A 19,644-nucleotide genomic window follows, 5' to 3' on the forward strand; every position below is an offset into this window, starting at 1 on the left:
GAAATGAAAAAACTTCAGCTTCTGGGCGACAAATTCGCCATATTCCTATCATCGCTTTGCATCGTCCATTGTTTGTTGTTTCCTATTATTTTGGTTTTTCTACCGCCTTTGGCTGGGCTGATTGCCGTTGATCATGACGCTTTTCACCAGCTACTGCTTTTCTTTGTAATACCAGTGGGGTTGATAGCCCTAACGATGGGGTATTTGCACCACCGCAATATCGGCGTCTTTATGATTGGCTTGACTGGGTTGGTGTTTCTTGGCAGCTTGTCGTTTATCGATCACGAGGCGCTGGGGGAACCAAGGGAAACTATCTGGACGGTTATCGCTTCCTGTACTATCGCCTTCGGACACATCCGCAATTACCAACTTCGTCGACAGCACGCATGTGCACCTTCTGATTCACAGGTACCAAGTAAATCATGAATAGTAAAATGTTGAGATGACTTCATGATCTGGTAAACCATAGTCGACTCGGGCGGGGAAAGCCGGGGCTTATCAGACGAAAAACCTAGGCTGTATCAGCAAAACTGTAACATTCAAACAATACAATGCGGCGATGTTGCGTTGCTAAAAGGCGAGCTTTGGGAAGGCAACGAAAATGCCGGTTTGGTTCATCGCTCTCCACCTATAGCAGCGGGTGAAAAAAGGCTGTTGTTGACCCTGGATTACTTACCTGAATAAATGCCGCAGGCGGATAAGCAACAACATCCATATTCAACGTTTTGCAGAACTTTACTTTCACCTTCTATAGTTGTTGCAGCTTGACGTTTTTAGCGGCAATGATAAGCCGAAGAAGATGAAGACATTCTGCTCAACCTGATATTTTGCTCTTGGTAGTAAATCGATAAACAGAGGATATAACACAATGATTTCAAGGCGCACCTTTAACCAAAGTCTGGTTGCATTAGCATTTGCGGGGTTGTCCCGCCACCTTCTCGCTTTTTCCTCAGAAGCCGCGCCAACCCGCTCAGGAGAATTCGGATATGGGGCGCTGAAACCCGATCCTGCAGGGGTTCTTGATCTTCCGGAAGGCTTTTCGTACCGCATTATTTCATCATTAGGTGAAAAAATGGCTGATGGACAACCCGTGCCGGATCGTGCCGATGGCATGGGATGTTTTTATCTGGATGAAGAACGGGTGGTATTGGTACGAAACCATGAATTGTTTCCTATGCGGATCCTTGATGACCAGACAAATGAAGAAACTGCCGACGATAAAACTTTAGCATCGCCTCTCGCTTACGATAGTTACAAAGCTGGTGCGCCACTACCCGGTGGCACCACCAATATTATTTATAACCTTAAACAGCAGCGGGTGGAAAAGCAGTTCCAGTCATTAATTGGAACTATCCGTAATTGTTCTGGGGGCATTACGCCTTGGAACACATGGTTAACGTGTGAAGAATCGGTAGAAAAAGCGTCTGATAAAATCAGCCAGAATCACGGCTACGTATTTGAAGTACCGGCCAATGCCAAAGCGCTGGTGGACGCCAAGCCAATTAAAGCCATGGGTCGCTTCAATCACGAAGCTGCATGCGTTGATCCACGTTCTGGCGTGGTGTATTTAACCGAAGATCGCGACGATAGCTTGCTGTACCGTTACGTTCCTAATACACCTGGTGAACTGCATAAAGGCGGGAAGCTACAAGCGCTGGCTATTAAAGACCAACCTAAATTTGACAGCCGCAACTGGAATACGGTGCAGATGAAAACCGGTGAACCATTAGAAGTCACCTGGATAGACCTTTCTGACGTTGAAAGTCCAAATGACGATTTACGTCTGCGAGGTCACGCCAAAGGTGCTGCCTTATTTGCGCGCGGTGAAGGTATTCATTGGGCAACTAACGAACTATATTTTTGCTGTACCAGCGGCGGCGCCAAACAGGTGGGGCAAATTATGCGGTATGTACCGTCAGAAGCGGAAGGACAACAGGCTGAAGCGACGTCTCCGGGTAAACTTGAGCTGTTTGTTGAAAGCCCGGATGTGCAAACATTTAATTATGGTGACAATATTACCGTCGCGCCCAATGGTCATTTACTGGTGTGTGAAGATCAATATACCGATGTTGTGGATAATCATCTTCGCGGTGTTACACCTGAAGGACAGGTTTACGATTTTGCTAAAGTTCACGTACAAACTGAACCGGCGGGCGCGTGCTTCTCTCCTGACGGCAGCACGCTGTTTGTGAATCTGTATTCTCCTGCCACAACGTTAGCCATCACCGGCCCATGGGAAAACCTGCAGGCGTAACCAGAGTTTTGCTTTGTCTTCTACAAATCAGTAAACGGGCATTCATTGCCCGCTTTTTACGCGCCGTGATCATGGTTTCATTTATCAACCAGGAATAGACGTAGCCCAGCTTCAGGTGATAGGCCGGTGTTCCCATATTCTGCTGTCGTTCCTTTCAACGCGAAATTTCTTTAATTGTCTCTTTTGCCCTTGCTTTGTAGGCCGCATTACTTAGAAAATACCCACTCATATTTATTTGTAAATATGATATAACATCCTAACTAAGCTTTAGATGATAATAAGCCTGTCGACAGGAAAATAGGGAACACAACATGAACAAAACCATAATCAGCATTGCTATAGCAAGTGCGCTACTTGCCACTGGCTGCTCAGAAGATACGACCTCACAACAAACCAATGCAGCGAGCGAACAAGCCGCAAAAGCAGAGGTTAAGCAGGAGAACCCTTTGTTAAAAGCGAGCCCGTTACAGTACGAAGCGCCAGTTTTTGATCAGATTAAAGATGAACATTTTCTTCCTGCTTTTGAGCAGGGTATAAAAGAACAAATGGCAGAAGTTGAAGAAATTGCCAATAATCCAGAGCCAGCCACATTTGAAAATACCATGGTGGCGCTGGAGAAAAGCGGAGAGTTGCTTACGCGTGTAAGCCGTATTTTCTTCAATCTGGCCGGCAGTAACAGCAATCCTGAGCGCCGTGAAATTCAAACTACAATGGCGCCAAAGCTGGCAGCGCATTCCGACAACATCAATTTAAACAGCAAGCTTTTTGCGCGGGTAGAAACCTTGTATAACCAGCGTAACGATCTTGAGCTTGATGCAGAATCACAGCGCCTGATTGAAGAATATTACACAGATTTCATTCGCGCGGGTGCAAAACTTAACGATAAGCAAAAAGATGAAATTCGTAAGTTAAATGAAGAGCATTCCAGGCTGACCACGCAGTTTTCACAAAACCTGCTGACTGAATCTAAGAACATTGCTGTAGTGGTAGATACCGCTGAAGAGCTTAAAGGCTTATCAGAAGCCGAAATAAAAGGCGCAGCTGAAGCCGCCAAGGAAGCCGATCAGGAAGGGAAGTACCTGCTTAATTTAACGAATACCACTCGTCAGCCGGTTCTGGCTTCGCTGGAAAACCGGGAACTGCGTCAGCGCATTTGGGAAGCTTCGGCAAATCGTGCGCAAAGTGGTGAGTTTGATAACAGCGACATTGTAGCGCGTTTAGCCAAACTGCGCGCTGAGAAAGCCGCCCTGTTGGGTTACGACAACTGGGCCAGCTACGGCCTTGACGCGCAAATGGCGCAAACCCCGCAAGCGGTGTTTGAGATGCTTGGCAGCATGGTGCCAGCAGTTGTTGCTAACGTAAAAGAAGAAGCTGCTGACATTCAGGCTATGATCGATGCCGAGGGTGAAGACTTCGAACTTAAACCTTGGGATTGGGCATATTACGCAGAAAAAGTGCGCGAAGCCCGTTACGATCTTGATGAAGACAAAGTAAAACAATATTTTGAATTTAACCGTGTGTTAAATGATGGCGTGTTTTATACCTTCAACCGTTTGTATGGCGTACGTTTTGAGCCAAGACCGGATCTGCCGGTTTATCACCCTGATGTAAAAGCGTATGAGCTTTTTGATGTAGACGGCAAAAGTCTGGCAATTTTTTATGCCGATTATTACGCCCGTGAAGGCAAGCGGGGCGGTGCCTGGATGAGCTCATTTGTGGGGCAATCCAAGTTGCTGAACAACAAGCCTGTTGTCGTAAACGTTATGAATATTGAAAAGGCCCCAGAAGGCGAGCCGACGTTAATCAGTTATGACAATGTCACCACTATGTTCCACGAGTTAGGTCATGGACTTCACGGCATGTTGTCAGACGTAAAATATCCTTCTTTGGCGGGAACCTCAGTATCGCGCGACTTCGTTGAGTTTCCTTCTACTTTCGAAGAAGACTGGGCGGCGTATCCGGAAGTGATTGCTAATTACGCCAAGCACTATGAAACTGGCGAGCCCATTCCTAAAGAACTGCTGGATAAAGTCATTAAATCCCGTAGCTTTAATATGGGCTTTGACACGCTGGAATACATGTCTGCGGCATTGCTGGACATGGAATGGCACTCTTTACCTGCCGATGCGCCGCTACAGGATATCAACGAATTTGAAGCTAAAGCGCTGGCGAAACATGGCGTTGATTTAGCGTATGTTCCCCCGCGTTATAAATCTGCTTATTTCTCACATTCTATGGGTGGCGGTTATTCTGCTGGTTACTACGCGTATATGTGGAGTGAAATTCTGGCTGCCGATGCCTTTGCTTACGTGCAGGAAATGGGCGGATTGAAGTTGGAAAACGGCATGAAATATCGCAATCAAATTCTTTCAAAAGGTAATTCCAGACCGCCGATGGAATCTTATAAGGCATTCCGCGGACAAGAACCGACGACCGATGCGTTGTTGATTCGCCGTGGCTTAAAAACCAAGGTAGATTAATCTCGTCCTGTCAGCTTGCAAACCCTTGGCAACAGTGACAATAATTTATTGCCACTGTTGCCGGAGAAATGCTATTGCGGCGACTCTTGTAAATGAACTACACGATCGCAAATTTTACTTAGCATGCAGCTGTCGTGGCTAATTAATATCAAAGTGGTATTGATAGCCCGGCAGCTTTCCACCAGCAATTCCGTTATCTTTTTCGCTGTAATTGGGTCCAGACGTGATGTGGGTTCATCTGCAACAAGAAGTTGCGGCTTCAATAATAATACTCTTAGCAAAGCAAATCGCTGAAGCTCGCCACCGCTTAATGCTGCAGGCCTGCGCTGAAGTAGCGACGAGTGCAATTGCAGCTGATTCATGTAATTGAAAACATCGTCGCTATTAAGCTTATGACGCTTCACTAAATCGGCCAGTAGCTGAGCAAGAGTACAATGAGGAGCAAATCCGCTGGGCGGATCCTGATAAATTTTTAACATCTCATGACGAAGCAACGGCTGGCTGAATTCGATTACGCCACTATCGGCGGGTAATAAACCAAGTAAGATATCGCCCAAGGTGCTTTTGCCACTGCCGCTGTCACCACTAATGCCGATAATATCGCCTTTATTAAGGGTGGTATTAAGTTGCTGAAAAAGCTCCCGACCGCCGCGCTGCTTCTGCAGGTTTTGAATTTTCACAAAAGAATGCGCTGCTTTTGATGCAGTTTGTTTTTCCGGCCAATTCTTTGGTGCGGCAGCAATGAGAGCCTGAGTGTAATCGGCTTGAGGGCGAGACAAAATGTCCTCGCATTTCCCCTGCTCAACAATTTTCCCCTTCTGCATAACAACCAGATAGCCACCAATCTGCTCTGCTACTTCAACGTCGTGAGTAATAGTAATCAGTGTACCTTGGCTGGCATGGGCTTTTAGCAATTGTACAATGTCATCTCGTCTGCCTACATCCAACCCTTTGGTAGGTTCATCTGCCAGCAACACTTGTGCGCCCCCGGCCGTGGCTACGGCAAATGCTACCCGCTGGGCCATACCGCCGGAAAGTGTTGAGGGTATGCTGTGGGCTGCGTTTGCCAGTCCTAAATGGGCAAGCGCCTGGCTGGTGGCAATATCAGCCTGCTTTTTGGAATGTCCTCGTACCTTAAGATACGTCTCTCTTATCTGCTGCTTCACCGGCATGACCGGGTCCAGGGCGTGCCAGGGTTCCTGTGGCAGTAGCGTCATCACAGTGCCCCAATACTGTTGGCGGGCTCGGCTGGAAAGTGTGTGTAACGCTTTGCCGTCAAGATAAATTTCACCTGAGGCTAATAGCGTGGGCGGTAATAATCCCATAATGGCACTGGCTAAAATGCTTTTCCCTGAGCCGGTTTCTCCTAAAATGGTAACAGGAACATCTTTTGAAACCTGCAGTGAAAAATCTGTCAGGATATCGCCGTCGGCTGAGCGTACCGTTAGGTTTTTTATTGCAAGGGTATTCATAGGGTTTTCTTTCCGGCCAGCAGATGAAAGCCCAGTACCATTAAAAATAATGCGATCAGCGGTTGAGCCAGCAGCCATGGCGCATCACTATAATAGGAGAAAAGCTCGACGATCATTAATCCAAGCTCCGCCGTTGGCGGCTGTAATCCTACGTACACAAATCCTACTGACGCCATGGTGATAATAGATGTTGCTGCACCAAATGCAGCTAAAGTGCAGACATCAGGCGCGATAGCCGGCCATATATGGCGGCGGAAGCAATACCAGCGGCCAAAACTGAGCAACATGGACGATTGCAACTGCGGACCGTTTATTAACGGTTTTGCTGTGGCTCTTACCAACCGAAAATATTCTACCCACAAGGTTAAGGAAATCGCCAGGTACAACATAATAAATGAACCGGGAACAATGGCAGCGAACAGCAAAACCAGTACTAAACCGGGTAAAGCAAGAATAGTGTTAACCACAAAATTTAGCACTTTTTCGACTACGCCGCCGGCCCAGGCTGCACAAATACCCGCCGCTACACCGGTTATTGCTGACGTCGCCACGCAAAGGGCGCTAAGTAAAAATGACAGCCGCAGCGCGGCGCCAAGACGGGCAAACATGTCTCTGCCAAATTGATCGGCACCTAAGGGCATTGCCGTGGAAGGCGGCGAAAAGGCTTTGGCCAACTGCTGGGTATTGGGATCCGCTGCGTAAAATGCACCTTCGCCCAGCGCGAAGATAAGCAGCATAAGAACTAGCGCCAGACCTAATTGTTGCGCTGGCTGAAGTGTTGGCATACGTTTTATAATCACTGGCGGACTCCCCGCGGATCCAGCCTGGCGCAGCAAACGTCTATCAACGTATTCAGCGCCACAAACATCAAACCAAACACCAGCGCGGCCCCTTGCAACATGGGAATATCACGAGCAAATACCGCATGAGAAAGGCCGTGTCCAATTCCTGGCCAGGCGAATACGCTTTCCACCATAATTACGCCTTCAATTAAGCCAATTAGCTGAATACCCATAAAGGCAATAACAGGCAGTAAGATATTGCGAATGCCGTGACGGCAAAAAGTAGAAAAGCGCGACATACCTTTAATGCGAGCAAACTGATAATACGCCGAATGCAATACGTTAATAGTGCTGCTGCGGATAATGCGGTTGGAGATCGCCGCTAAGCTTAACCCCAGCGTAAGCGCAGGCAAGATCAGATGGCGCGGCTCCCCGAACCCAGCAACAGGAAGCCAGTTTAACTCCATGGCAAACAGAAAAATAAGTAGTAGCCCAAGACTAAAAACCGGCTGCGCGCGGACGAAAGTTGAACCTACCATAATGGAGTTATCCACCGCTGACGACGGTCGTGCTCCCGATAAAATGCCCAGCGGAAAGGCAATGATGACCGATACCAGCATTGCACAGACAGCCAACAGCAGCGTATAACCAAGTTGATGCTGAAGCTCCTGAACGACAGGCGCGCCACTGACCAAACTGTCGCCTAAATCCAGCGTGATCAAATTACTCAGCCAGTGAAAATACTGTTGCCAGGCCGGTGAGTCCAGACCAAGCTCGGCGCGCACAGCTGCGGCTGATGCGGTGGACACGGCATCATCACCATAACGACTGGCTGCAATTTTATATGCCATATCGCCGGGTAATGTGCGAACAAGCACAAAGGTGAGTGTGCCAACGCTCCAAGCCATAATTAACGCCTGTAGCAGACGCTTCGCGATGCTGTGAATCATGATGCGGGTTTTAACGTAATGTCAGATAAACGGAATGAGCGTTCGTAAGGGTCGAAGCTGAAATTCTCCACCCGCGGCGCCACGGCGCTTTGCTGCATATAAAAAACTACCGGGATCACCGGCAGATCTGCATTGATTTGATGCATTATATTTTGCACCTGTGAGGCATAGGCTTTTTTATCCTGGACAAGAGGCAGAGCCGATAAAGCAGAGAACACAGATGGGTTTTGCCAACCCATCGGGCCCCAGTCGCCGCCTTCAGTGGATGTGAAATCGGCCAGCATAATACCCAGAGGGTCAGGAATATTGGCGAAGTTTCGGGCCATCAGAGCAAGTTGCAGGGTGCCATCAGCATGGCCGGAGGGAATGGCGCTGGCGTTTTCCATATGCACCCGTAGATCCACCCCAATTTGCGCCCATTGGTTTTGCAGTGCGGTAGCAATAACAATCAGTTCGGCGCGATTTGCGTAGGTAATCATGTTTAGCTTTAAAGGGCTGCCATTCTTATGGCGTATCCCGCTGTCGTCTTGAAGCCAGCCTGCTTCGTCAAGCAATGCATTGGCCCGTTTTACATCCTGTTCTGCGGGGGGAAGAGTGGCATCGTGCCATACTCCCATAGAAGGGCCAAACAGCTGGTTGGCTTCAATATCCTCTACGCGCAATATTTTGGTGGCAATACCCTGCCGATCTATTGCCAGGCTCAACGCCTGACGGACTTTTACATCCGCCAAAGCAGGATATGACGCATTTACTTTAATAAGAATAGTGCGGGGAATTAACGTTGAATCGACTTTTGCTTTTTTTGAAACTTTCAGTAAATCTACGCTGGCTGCATCCAGATTATAAACAATATCGGTTTGACCACTTGCAACCATCAGCGCCCGGGTTTCTGCGCGGTGTCCGGTAGTGTACACAACTTTACTGACATGGGCGGGCTCTCCCCAATAGTTCTGAAACTTTGTTACCCCTACACGGTGTGGTGGCTGAAACTCCTCAACCTGATAAGGCCCGGTGCCAGACAATTTAGTGATTTCCTGACTTTCATTATAAGACGCGGGTGAAAGAATCGCTGTGGTGTAGTTGGTCAATAACGAAGCAAACGGCCGGTAAGGCCGCGAAAGCGTAATTTGTACCGTGCTTTCGTTTAGCGCGGTAACAGCTTCCACCAGGTCTTGAGGATAAGGAGCCGGCTTGCTAAAGGCGATGTTGAGACTGTTAACAACGGCATCGGCGTTCATCGCGGATTGATCATGGAAAACCACATTCGGGCGAAGATAAAATGTCCAGACTCGGTTATCTTTACTGTGTTCCCAGCGGGTAGCGAGTCCGGGCTTAAGCTGGCCTTTGTTATCGATATCCACCAGCGTCTCAATAACCTGCATGCGGGAAAAAATGTACCCGGAGCGTGCAGGGTCAAGGCTAATCGGCTCGAACGGCCCACTGATTGACAATGTGTCAGAGCTATCGGGGGCACTACAGCCAGTTAAGCCAGCTAGCGCTATAAAAATAATGAGACAAAGATTTCGGAACAAGTTTACTACATCCTTAGGATTATCTGCTTTAACAGAAGGTCACGCCCGAAGGTTACGTTTTTTCATTTCAGCTCACAATTACGTTTGCGGCAAAAAATGCAGTTATCGTCGAATATTGCGTTAAAAGCCGCGCAGGGCAACAGCATAAATGACTAAAAATTAAGCAGTCTCATGAGGTAAGCAGAAGTTCTCATCCGAAACGCCGTAAATTCATCTCTGATGGCTCTGCTGGAGCATCCGTGCTCCAGAAGTTCGAGCCGGGAACTGGCTGACCTTCCCATTCTGCTTTTAGCTGTTTTTATGGCACACTGGTTCTATCTTAACTAGCAGTGCGTGAACAATGACGATACAGCGCCCGTTATTCAAACACATCCGCGACCATTCTACGCTGTTTTCGGAAATGGCGAACTTACGTAATCTCGCTGCCAAAAACCTTGGTCTGGCCGGGTACGAGTACCATAAAACACCAAAGTTCATTGGCCCCAACGGCGAGCGACTAACGATAGAGCCTGAACGCAGCATTATCTTACCTGACGTAACCTTGCTAAAAGGTGTAAAAAAGCAACTGACAGATGCGGTAACTACGCTTACGCATGTTCCCCAGAGCGACATTGGTTATCGGTATCCCACGGCCGCGCTGGCGGGTCTGGATGCGCCCTTTATTAAACGAATGCGTTCTGAATATTTTCATCGGATTGATGAAGACCGCAGCATTTGTCGGCCTATCAATCTTTCTTTCGGTATAAAAAGTAGGGGTAAAGCCGACAACCGCTTGGAATACGAGGTATGGTTGCCAGATGATGCGCCAGATCAGAGCCCTTTACCGTTACTTATCGAAAAATATGGTGAGGATTTACCCGATGATGTGCGCGCATTTTCGCAACAGCCGTCTATGGTACACGGCTGGATGGGGGTCAAACGTGCGGCTTTTGAATCGCTTTATCAAAACAAGGCCGAAATGGGCGATTTGGTGATGTGCCTGGGAATTTCTGTCGACGCTTATAATATAGGTGCGCGACCGGATTTGTCTTTCTCGCCGGAACTGGACAGTTCTATTGCGGTGAGTAATGCTGAGCTGGAATGGGAAATTATGGGGTATTACGCGCCGGTGGGGGAGCATTTCTCTCATGATATCGTCTGGCAGGCCATCAATCATACTTTGGCGGCCTTGGGTCAACCGCTCGCGGAAATTTACGCCGATTCGGTTATTCCATTAGCGGAAAGTAAAACCGAAAGAATTTTAACTACCATTCAGCAGCACGGGGTTACACTAGAGCAAATTCAGGCGCTGAACCTGCAGCCGTGGGAATTTCTGCAGACGGCCAGCGAGCATAGGGTAAAACCCAGCGATCCCAGTCGTTCTGTTAATTTGTTAGGCAGGCTGAACCGGTTGTTTTATCATCCCGAGCGTAAGTTGCCGTCGATAAATTACATTCATGATCTTATCGAGTAGCTTCCAAAGCTAACGGCTTCTGGCAAACTGTACAATGTCATGTTTTTAAACGCAGCATCATATTGCGTTTTATGGTTATGCCACCATGTTAAGAAAATCTGTTTAAAGGACGGAGCTTAGGGCGGGGCGAGACCTATCGGCTCCACTATCTGCAACCATCCTGAGCTTAGCACTTTATGAACCAGTCAGGTCAGTTTACATTGCCCCCTCTTAGGCGCCCATCTATTGCCACAATGTGGCTTTTTGCGATGCTGGTGCTGTTGGCCAATGCAAACACGCCACATGTTCACCATACTGCTGCCAATCAAAGCCTGATTAGCTATGATAATCAACCCTCGTTAACCACACCGCGCGATCTTGTTGTTTTCAGGCAGCAAAGGCTGGGCGGTGACGCTACCGGTAGTGATAAAAACCTTCCCTTAGTACCTGCACCTCAACTTACTCCATTGCTCGGCGGATTTTCTGCGCTGGGTTTATTGCTACACCAAAATTTGTCTTTCGCGCCGCTAGAATCTTCTTTCCTGCGGCCTATTCTGCGCGCTCCTCCCACTAAGTAATCCTGCGTTCTCTTTACCCGCTGGCAATTGTCGGCGCTTTTGCAGTTTCAAAAATTGTTGCAAGGATTACCCATGAAGTTTTTTAACCCAAGGGGCGTAATTTACGTTCTTATTATTGTGCTTGGCTTATTATGCGCCATGCCCAACGTGCTACCGGCTGCGGCCAAACAACACCTGCCTTTCTGGTACAGCAATATTCATCTTTCGCTGGGGCTGGATTTACAAGGTGGCTCCCATTTATTGTTGGCTGCCCAAACCGAAGAATTATTCGAAAAAAGCGATGAAACCATACAAAACGCATTGCTTGCTCAGTTGCGTGACAACGGAATTCGCTATCAGCGCACCCAGTCCGCAGAGGATGGAATTGCCGTTCGCATAAGTAACGTTAACCAGGCTGACAAAGCCGTGGCGCTTGCCATGGCGTTAGCGCAAGGACCAGATGGTTTACGTCAGTATGAGGTTTACCGGGAAGGGGATCGACTACATCTGGCGCTTACAGAGATCAGAAAGCAGCAGCTTACCACTGACGCCATTGAGAGAAGCCTTGAGGTAGTGAGGCGACGGCTCAACGAAACCGGCTTAGTGGAGCCCAGTATCACCCGCCAGGGTGACGACGGCGTGCTTGTGCAGATGCCGGGAGTCACCGATCCAAGCCATATTCGGGAGTTGCTGGGTACGACGGCACAAATGGCTTTTCATTGGGTAGTAACAGATGATGCGCGTGCAGGCACTATACAAGTAAAAGGGGCGGATGAGACCGCTACTTATCGACTGGAAAAGAAAGTGGCAATGCAGGGAGAGCACATCAGTGATGCGCAACTTGCATTTGATCCCAATACTGGCGAGCCGGTGGTCAGCTTTAAGCTGGATAGTGCCGGTGCCAGACAATTTGGCGAAATGACTCGCACCCACATTGGCGTACCGCTGGCGGTGGTGCTGGATAACACCGTGATTACCGCACCAGTTATTCGGAGTGTTATTGCGACTGGCAGCGGGGAAATCAGCGGTGCTTTCACGCCATCAGAAGCGAAAGACCTGGCGTTACTGCTACGCGCAGGGGCGTTGCCAGTTCCGCTTGAAGTCATTGAAGAACGAACGGTGGGGCCAGATTTAGGCAGTGACGCAATTCAAATGGGATTAATAACCGGTTTGATAGGCGCAGCAATGGTTTTTGCTTTCATGGGAATTATCTATCGGCGCTGGGGGCTTATCGCCTGCGTTGGCCTGTCGGTAAATATGGGTTTGGTGTTTGCCATTTTGAGTTTGTTTGGTGCCACCCTCACGCTGCCCGGCATTGCCGGTATCATTCTAACGGTGGGAATGGCCGTGGATGCAAATATCCTCATCACGGAGCGGATCCGTGAAGAAACGCGACTGGGAAAACGGTCTGCCACCGCCATAAAAGCGGGTTTTGATAAGGCATACACCACAATCTTAGATTCTAACCTCACTACCTTAATTGCAGTGAGTTTGTTGTTTATGTTTGGAAGTGGCCCAGTCAAAGGGTTTGCAGTGACTATTGCCGTTGGATTAGTGACATCGCTATTTACTGCCGTCGCGGTAACCCGCCTGTTGATGGAATGGACAGTACGCGGCCGAGAGCGAGAATATCTTAAGTTCAACGGCTTCAGCAGGCTGGATAAAATAAGCCAGCGCGGCGTTGATTTTTTGCGGGGTCGGGTTATCGGATTAACCGCTTCGGCAATATTGTCTGTGGCCTCAGTGATGTTGTTTTTAGGCTCAGGCCTAAATTACGGCGTCGATTTTACCGGCGGAACGTTGGTGGAAGTACAAGCTCCGGCGCTGTCAGTTGAGCAACTCAGAACGACATTGACCGCACATAAGATAGACGACGGGGCTATTCAGGAGTTTGGTAACCAAGGCCAGTATCTTGTGCGCTTACCCGTCGAGGCTGTCTCTGAAAAAAGCAAAGGTCATTCCGTCGATGCGCTTAAGCAGGCAGTGAATGATGCTGACCCAACAGCTACTTTTCCGCGGGTAGATATGGTGGGACCGAAAGTCAGCGGCGGCTTTGCTGATGCGTCTATTCTTGCTATTTTATTAGCAGGCGCGGGAATTGTGGCGTATTTGTGGATACGCTTTGAATCCCACTTTGCACTTGCCGCAACCGCTACCATTGCGCTGGATTTAACCAAAACCATAGGCTTTTTTGCGCTGACGGGACTTGAATTTAACTTAACGGCTATCGCAGCTTTATTGGCCTTAATCGGTTATTCTATTAATGATAAAGTGGTGGTGTTTGACAGAATTCGTGAAGGTTTTAGAGCGACACCGGATAAACCTATGCTGGAAATATTAAACAGCAGCATTTCTTCCACGCTCACCCGTACGGTATTTACATCATTAACCACCTTTTTGGCATTGCTTCCTATGGGAATTGCCGGTGGGGCGGCAGTGGCAAGTTTCGCATTACCAATGCTGTTTGGTGTGGTAATAGGAACCAGCTCTTCTATTTTTATTGCATCACCTATTTTATATTACCTGGGACAGCGGCGTGCACGTAAAGGGCTAAAGCAACTTCGGCCCACTGCGCAGGAAATTCAACAGGAACTGGCCCATATTCCATAGCCACGCGTAAACGCCGTCAGAAAGTAGTGTTGTATCTGACGGCTTTACCCTAACGTTACAATACTCTGTGCTCAAGGTGCGGTGTAAACAGGAAGTAGCTTTTGCCTAAGTTGAGAGGAAGTAACTTATGTTCGCCATCGATTACGAAATTTTAATAGCAGCATTTCTGCTTTTTGCTGGCATTCTTTCCAGCAAACTGTCGCCACGGCTGGGCTTGCCGGTACTGGTGCTTTTCCTGATCGTGGGAATGCTGGCCGGCGAGGATGGTATTGGCGGGTTAGCATTTGATGATGCCGAAACCGCCCATGCGCTGGGCACCCTTGCGCTGGTAATGATTCTGTTTGACGGCGGCTTACAAACTTCCTTTTCCGCCATTAAATCGGTGTGGAAGCCAGCGTCATTGCTGGCGACCGTGGGGGTGGCAATTACTGCCGCGCTTACCGGTTTGGCTGCATCATTTATATTAGGCATTCCGCCGCTGGTAGGGTTGTTATTAGGTGCCATCGTTGGCTCAACCGACGCCGCTGCGGTTTTTTCTATTCTACGAAACGCCGGCGTTCATATTAATAAACGTCTTAAATCAACACTGGAGATTGAAAGCGCCTCAAACGATCCTATGGCGATATTTCTTACCGTTGGGTTACTTGAGCTTATCACCCACCAGATGGAGCCGGGCGTAGAGTTACTTATTCTGTTTGTGAAGCAGATGGGAATAGGTGCTGTTACTGGTATTGCGGTGGGATGGCTGGTGGTACGGCTGATTAACCGAATTACGTTAATTGCTGCAGGACTTTACCCGGTACTGGTAGCTATATGTGGCCTCTTAGCTTTTGGTATTGCTGCAACGTTGGGAGGCAGCGGTTTCCTGGCAACATTTATTGCTGGCGTGATTATCGGCAATAGCCGATTTGTGTTCCAGCGGGCAACTTTTCTGTTTCACGACGGCCTGGCTTGGTTAAGTCAAATTGCCATGTTCGTGATGTTGGGGCTGCTGGTCAATCCCAAGTCCCTGCTCGAAGTATGGGCTGAAGGATTAGTGATAGCGTTCATTCTGATTTTCATTGCGCGACCGATAGCCGTGGCCCCTTTTGTTGCATTAAGCGGGTTTTCAAAGCAGGAAGTTGCCATGATCAGCTGGGTGGGGTTACGCGGTTCTGTTCCCATTATTCTGGCAATTTTTCCGCTGTTGTTTGGTATTCCGGAAGCCAGCCTGATTTTCAATGTGGTTTTTTTCGTGGTGCTGATTTCTGCTACTTTACAGGGTTCAACCTTACCTTGGGCTGCGCGCAAGCTTAATCTTATTGAAACGCCGCCCGTCACGCCCGCGGCCATTCTGGAAATCAGTTCGCTTGGAGATGTTGACGCCGATATTGTGCAGTACACGCTCGGTTATTCTGCCAAAGCGATAGATCGCCGTTTAGCCGAACTGGCATTGCCTGAGGGCGCTGTAGTAGCAATGATTGTAAGAGGAGCCGAAGTATTTCCGCCCCGGGGCTCTACGGTGATGACCGCGGGTGATCATCTGTTTCTTGTCATTAAACCCGGCTTACGCCCATTTGTAGATTACATCTTCTCTCATGTGGAATCCCTAAATGATAATGCCTTACCCAGGCGTGAAGTTATTTTAAAAGGAAACGCACGATTGACGGATATATGTCTTTCGTATGGATTTACTATTCCACCCGCAGATGCGACTACCCTTGATACTTATTTAAAACAACACGCCACCGGAGAGATTGCCGAAGGAACCGTTATTGCAACTCAGGCGGGGGTCTTTACTATTAAAACGTTGCATCAGGGAGCCATAGGCGCAGTTGCATTTTTATCAGCCTGATTAACTCCAGCTCCCTATATCGAATCGGGGTCAATAGTATAAGATGAGTGAACGGGTGATTAGGACTAGCCCCAAGCCATTTACTTTATTTTGCTATATGATGGCTGCCATAACATAAGCAGAGATACCTTACAGGTATCCATAATAACCAGCGAACGACACTATGAAATTTTATACACCTCTTGTGCTGGCAGGCCTTAGCCTGGTTAGCCTTTTTAGTTGCACGGCTACACAGACAACCATGAAAACACCGACCGAAAAGCTTACCCTGGAGCGAATTTATCAGGATAAAGAATTTACCACCGAACGGGCGCCTTACTTTCGTTGGCTAGACGATGGCAGTGGCTATACGGTTTTAGAAGCACGCGATAAAGCCACCAAAAACAATGCTGACGACGAACATGGCGTTAAAGGCAGTGATATTGTCTTTTATCAACCGGATAGCGCCGGGCGCAAAGTGCTGGTGACGTTAGAGCAACTTACCCCCGAAGGTGCCGATAACGCATTGACCATTGAAGATTATCAGTGGTCTGACGATGGTAAATGGTTACTTGTGTTCACCAATGGCCAGAAAGTGTGGCGCTCTCGCAGTCGCGGTGATTTCTGGGTGCTTAATTTACAGACCGATAAATTGTATCAATTGGGCGGCACTGATCCGGAAGCAACCAGCCTGATGTTCGCCAAGTTCTCACCCGACAGCCAGCGTGTGGCGTATGTTCAGCACAACAACATTTATATGGAAGATTTGGGAAGCCACGAGGTTACGGCACTTACGACAGACGGCAACGACAATATTGTCAACGGTAACTTCGACTGGGTTTACGAGGAAGAATTCAGTATTCGCGATGGTTTTCGCTGGAGCCCGGACAGCAAAAATATCGCTTATTGGCAGCTGGATACCAGCGGGGTGGAGTACTTCACCATGATCAACAATACGGATTCGTTGTATCCCACCCTTACGCGTTTTCCTTACCCGAAAGCGGGCGAGCAAAACTCAGCAGTAAGGGTCGGCGTGGTAGAAGTAGCCAATCAGCAAACCCACTGGGCTAATTTATCCGGCGATAACCGCGATCGCTATATTCCTCGCATCAGTTGGGCTGGAACCAGTGAAGCGCTGCTAATTCAAGATGTTAATCGCCCGCAAAACACCAACAAACTACGGCTATTTAACTGGCAGAAAGGCGAGCTTACGACCATTTATACCGATCATGATGAGGCGTTTCTTGAATGGTATTATGCCGCACAGTGGGAAGAAGATGGCAGTCACTTTATCTGGCACAGCGAGCGCGACGGCTGGCGTCATCTGTACCGCATTTCTCGCGACGGCAAAAGTATTGTCGACCTTACCCCGGGAAATTACGACATTGTTGATTTGATCGCATTAAACGAGAAGACCAACAGCCTGTTTTTTATCGCTGCTCCCGAACATCCGGAACAGCGCTTTCTCTTTAAAGCCAGCCTGGATGGTAGTGAGCCGGTAAAACGTATTACGCCGCAGCAGTACGCCGGGCAAAACAGTTATTACATGTCAAAAGATGCCAGCTGGGCAATGCACACCAATAGCCGCTTTAATCAGCCGCCAATGAGCGAGATTATTAAAGTGGAAGGTCATCAACCAGTAAAAGAACTTACCACCAACGACGAGCTAAAACAGAAGCTGGCTAAAGAAAATCTACCCGAGCATGAGTTTTTTCAGGTTGAAGCCCGTGATGGTGTTGCGCTGGACGGTTGGGTAATGTTCCCGCCTAACATGGACACGACAAAAAAATACCCGATTATTTTTTACGTTTACGGCGAACCCTGGGGCTCTACGGTACAGGATAGCTGGGGCGGTGACAGCTATCTTTGGGCCAGCATGATGGCGCAAGAAGGATTTATTATGGCGTCGGTAGATAACCGTGGTACACGAGCGCCCAAAGGGCGAGACTGGCGCAAATCTATCTATAAGAAAATCGGTAGCTTAACCGTGCGAGATCAGGTCGATGCCCTTGATGCGATGGCAAAACGCTGGTCGCAAATTGATACCTCAAGAGTGGGAGTATGGGGCCACTCCGGCGGCGGCAGCTCTACATTAAACTTATTGTTCCGCCATGGTGACAAGTTTCACGTAGGCGTAGCTCAGGCGCCAGTGGCTGACATTCGTTTTTATGATTCTATTTATCAGGAACGCTATTCAGGCAACCCCAAAACAGATCCTGACAGCTACACCCAAACATCGCCTATTACCTTTGCTAAAGATTTGACCGGCGAGCTGTTGCTGGTACACGGTACCGGCGATGACAACGTGCATTATCAAGGCACCGAGGCGTTGATCAACGAGCTGGTGAAGTACAATAAACAGTTTGAGTTTATGTCTTATCCCAACCGTAGCCATTCGCTTCGCGAAGGAGACGGCACCACGTTGCACCTGCAAACCATGAAAACTGAGTTCTTTAAAACTCACCTGCAATAACCGCAATAAGGCTGCCGCTGGGCAGCCTTTTCCCGCTCAGCCTCTGGTTTCTTCCTGCAGAAATCGTTAAAGTGATAGCCTTTCAAAAAGAATTAGTTGTCTCAGCAGGCTAATAGCCGCTTGTACGTAGTGCACCACTAGGTTGAGTTTCAACTGTTCTTTCCTTCTAAGTATTGTGGTCGTGAGGGAAATCGGCCTGTTAAATTTTGTCCGGTCTGCAGGGAGGACCTATGCTATTTATCACCAACCGGGAGCCGAAGGGTTCAATTAAAACCCGAATAAACCGCAAATTTGATTTCGATTTACGCAAAAATGCACCATCAAATTCTATTTATTGTTGTGAGCGGCTGGGGCCAAATGAATATATTGAATTAGGCTCTGAGGCATGGCTGAACAGAATTAAAGACAGTCCGGCGCAGCAAGTTCTCTTTTATATTCATGGTTTTTCCAGTTTGCCCGAACCGGATATTTTTCCCCGTGTACAAAGGCTGCAGCAGTATTTTAATGCGGAAGATCCTGAACTGGTACAGGTTGTTCCTGTTATCTGGCCCTGCGACGATGATCCAGGTATCGTTAAGGATTATTGGGACGATCAAAAATCTGCTGATATGAGCGCCTACTCCTTTTCCCGCGCGTTACAACGCTTTATGGACTGGCGTGACCAACAAACAGATGCCTCTACTTGCGTTAAACGTATAAATATTCTTGCTCATTCCATGGGCAGTCGGGTGTTCCGTCAGACGCTGGCAATGTGGAATATGTATGATTTAGCCAATGGGGTGCCGCTGCTGTTCCGCAATACTTTTCTGGTGGCGGCAGATATTGTCAATGAAACGCTGGAAGAGCACCATGTCGGACGCTTAATGAGCCAGGCCTCGCGTAATTTATCGGTGTACTATGCATCAGACGATCTGGCTCTGCGTGCCAGTAAGCTGTCCAATCTCAAAAATAAAGTGGCGTCGCGTCGGCTAGGCCATACAGGCCCGGAAAATATGAGTAAGGTGCAGTCCAACGTTTATGCGATCGACTGCGACGATATCAATAACTTGTACGATAATCCCAAAGGGCATTTATATTTTCTGAATGCTCATGATGGTGAGCCTGGTGCCGTATTTGATCATATGCTCAAAGCCATCAAAACCGGTAGAGTGGAAGTGAAAGATGCTATTACCCGTCACCATCAGTTATTGCTTACGCCAGCGTCATAGGAATCTGCTTTTACGCGTGAACAGTATTACTTTGGGTGGCCTGCAATGATTTGCGCAGCGGTGGGCCATTCGAAGGCCGCT

Annotated in this window: 14 protein-coding genes; 10 read left to right on the forward strand and 4 right to left on the reverse strand. The window is 48.4% G+C overall.

What is annotated here, in order from left to right; translation table 11 throughout:
• The first annotated feature begins 3 nt into the window (after nucleotides 1-3).
• From CA267_RS09985 to CA267_RS10000, 4 genes are all read left to right on the forward strand, one after another.
• On the forward strand, nucleotides 4-426 hold the full coding sequence (locus CA267_RS09985) for a MerC domain-containing protein (protein WP_075607620.1): 423 nt from the start codon (nucleotides 4-6) through the stop codon (nucleotides 424-426).
• Nucleotides 427-516: 90 nt separating this feature from the next.
• Complete coding sequence (locus CA267_RS19135) at nucleotides 517-684, forward strand: DUF1826 domain-containing protein (protein WP_332310868.1); 168 nt, start codon at nucleotides 517-519, stop codon at nucleotides 682-684.
• Between the two features lie 184 nt (nucleotides 685-868).
• Nucleotides 869-2,254, forward strand: coding sequence for an alkaline phosphatase PhoX (locus CA267_RS09995; protein ID WP_075607619.1), 1,386 nt, complete (start codon nucleotides 869-871; stop codon nucleotides 2,252-2,254).
• Between the two features lie 311 nt (nucleotides 2,255-2,565).
• Complete coding sequence (locus tag CA267_RS10000; RefSeq protein ID WP_075607618.1) at nucleotides 2,566-4,734, forward strand: M3 family metallopeptidase; 2,169 nt, start codon at nucleotides 2,566-2,568, stop codon at nucleotides 4,732-4,734.
• 71 nt (nucleotides 4,735-4,805) lie between these two features.
• On the opposite strand, the gene CA267_RS10005 is transcribed toward CA267_RS10000, so the two are convergent.
• From CA267_RS10005 to CA267_RS10020, 4 genes are read right to left on the reverse strand one after another with little or no spacing between them, the layout of a single operon-like run.
• Complete coding sequence (locus CA267_RS10005; RefSeq protein WP_075607617.1) at nucleotides 4,806-6,206, reverse strand: ABC transporter ATP-binding protein; 1,401 nt, start codon at nucleotides 6,204-6,206, stop codon at nucleotides 4,806-4,808.
• Nucleotides 6,203-7,006 (reverse strand): ABC transporter permease, encoded by an 804-nt coding sequence (locus tag CA267_RS10010; RefSeq protein WP_232367533.1) that lies wholly within the window; start codon nucleotides 7,004-7,006, stop codon nucleotides 6,203-6,205. Before CA267_RS10010 ends, CA267_RS10005 begins: the two co-directional genes overlap by 4 nt.
• The gene (locus CA267_RS10015; protein ID WP_232367534.1) at nucleotides 7,003-7,896 is read right to left on the reverse strand and encodes an ABC transporter permease; all 894 of its coding nucleotides are present in this window, start codon (nucleotides 7,894-7,896) and stop codon (nucleotides 7,003-7,005) included. The genes CA267_RS10010 and CA267_RS10015 overlap by 4 nt, the downstream gene beginning before the upstream one ends.
• Before the next feature lie 38 nt (nucleotides 7,897-7,934).
• Nucleotides 7,935-9,470: an ABC transporter substrate-binding protein gene (locus CA267_RS10020; RefSeq protein WP_075607615.1), complete on the reverse strand. Its 1,536-nt coding sequence runs from the start codon at nucleotides 9,468-9,470 to the stop codon at nucleotides 7,935-7,937.
• Nucleotides 9,471-9,810: 340 nt separating this feature from the next.
• On the opposite strand from CA267_RS10020, the gene CA267_RS10025 reads away from it, so the two are divergent.
• The 6 genes from CA267_RS10025 (at nucleotide 9,811) to CA267_RS10050 (ending at nucleotide 19,563) form a co-directional block, all read left to right on the forward strand.
• Nucleotides 9,811-10,923, forward strand: a complete 1,113-nt coding sequence (locus CA267_RS10025; RefSeq protein WP_075607614.1) for a hypothetical protein — start codon at nucleotides 9,811-9,813, stop codon at nucleotides 10,921-10,923.
• A gap of 176 nt (nucleotides 10,924-11,099) precedes the next feature.
• On the forward strand, nucleotides 11,100-11,480 hold the full coding sequence (locus CA267_RS10030; RefSeq protein WP_139316211.1) for a hypothetical protein: 381 nt from the start codon (nucleotides 11,100-11,102) through the stop codon (nucleotides 11,478-11,480).
• Between the two features lie 72 nt (nucleotides 11,481-11,552).
• A complete protein-coding gene (gene secD, locus CA267_RS10035; protein ID WP_075607612.1) occupies nucleotides 11,553-14,069 on the forward strand; it encodes a protein translocase subunit SecD in 2,517 nt (838 codons plus the stop codon).
• A gap of 127 nt (nucleotides 14,070-14,196) precedes the next feature.
• Nucleotides 14,197-15,903, forward strand: coding sequence for a potassium/proton antiporter (locus CA267_RS10040; protein ID WP_075607611.1), 1,707 nt, complete (start codon nucleotides 14,197-14,199; stop codon nucleotides 15,901-15,903).
• Nucleotides 15,904-16,066: 163 nt separating this feature from the next.
• Entirely contained in the window at nucleotides 16,067-18,355 is a 2,289-nt protein-coding gene (locus CA267_RS10045; RefSeq protein WP_075607610.1) for a S9 family peptidase, read from the forward strand.
• Between the two features lie 230 nt (nucleotides 18,356-18,585).
• Nucleotides 18,586-19,563 (forward strand): alpha/beta hydrolase, encoded by a 978-nt coding sequence (locus CA267_RS10050; protein WP_075607609.1) that lies wholly within the window; start codon nucleotides 18,586-18,588, stop codon nucleotides 19,561-19,563.
• The last annotated feature ends 81 nt before the right edge of the window (nucleotides 19,564-19,644 follow it).

It is taken from the genome of Alteromonas pelagimontana (assembly GCF_002499975.2).
Lineage (GTDB): Bacteria > Pseudomonadota > Gammaproteobacteria > Enterobacterales > Alteromonadaceae > Alteromonas > Alteromonas pelagimontana.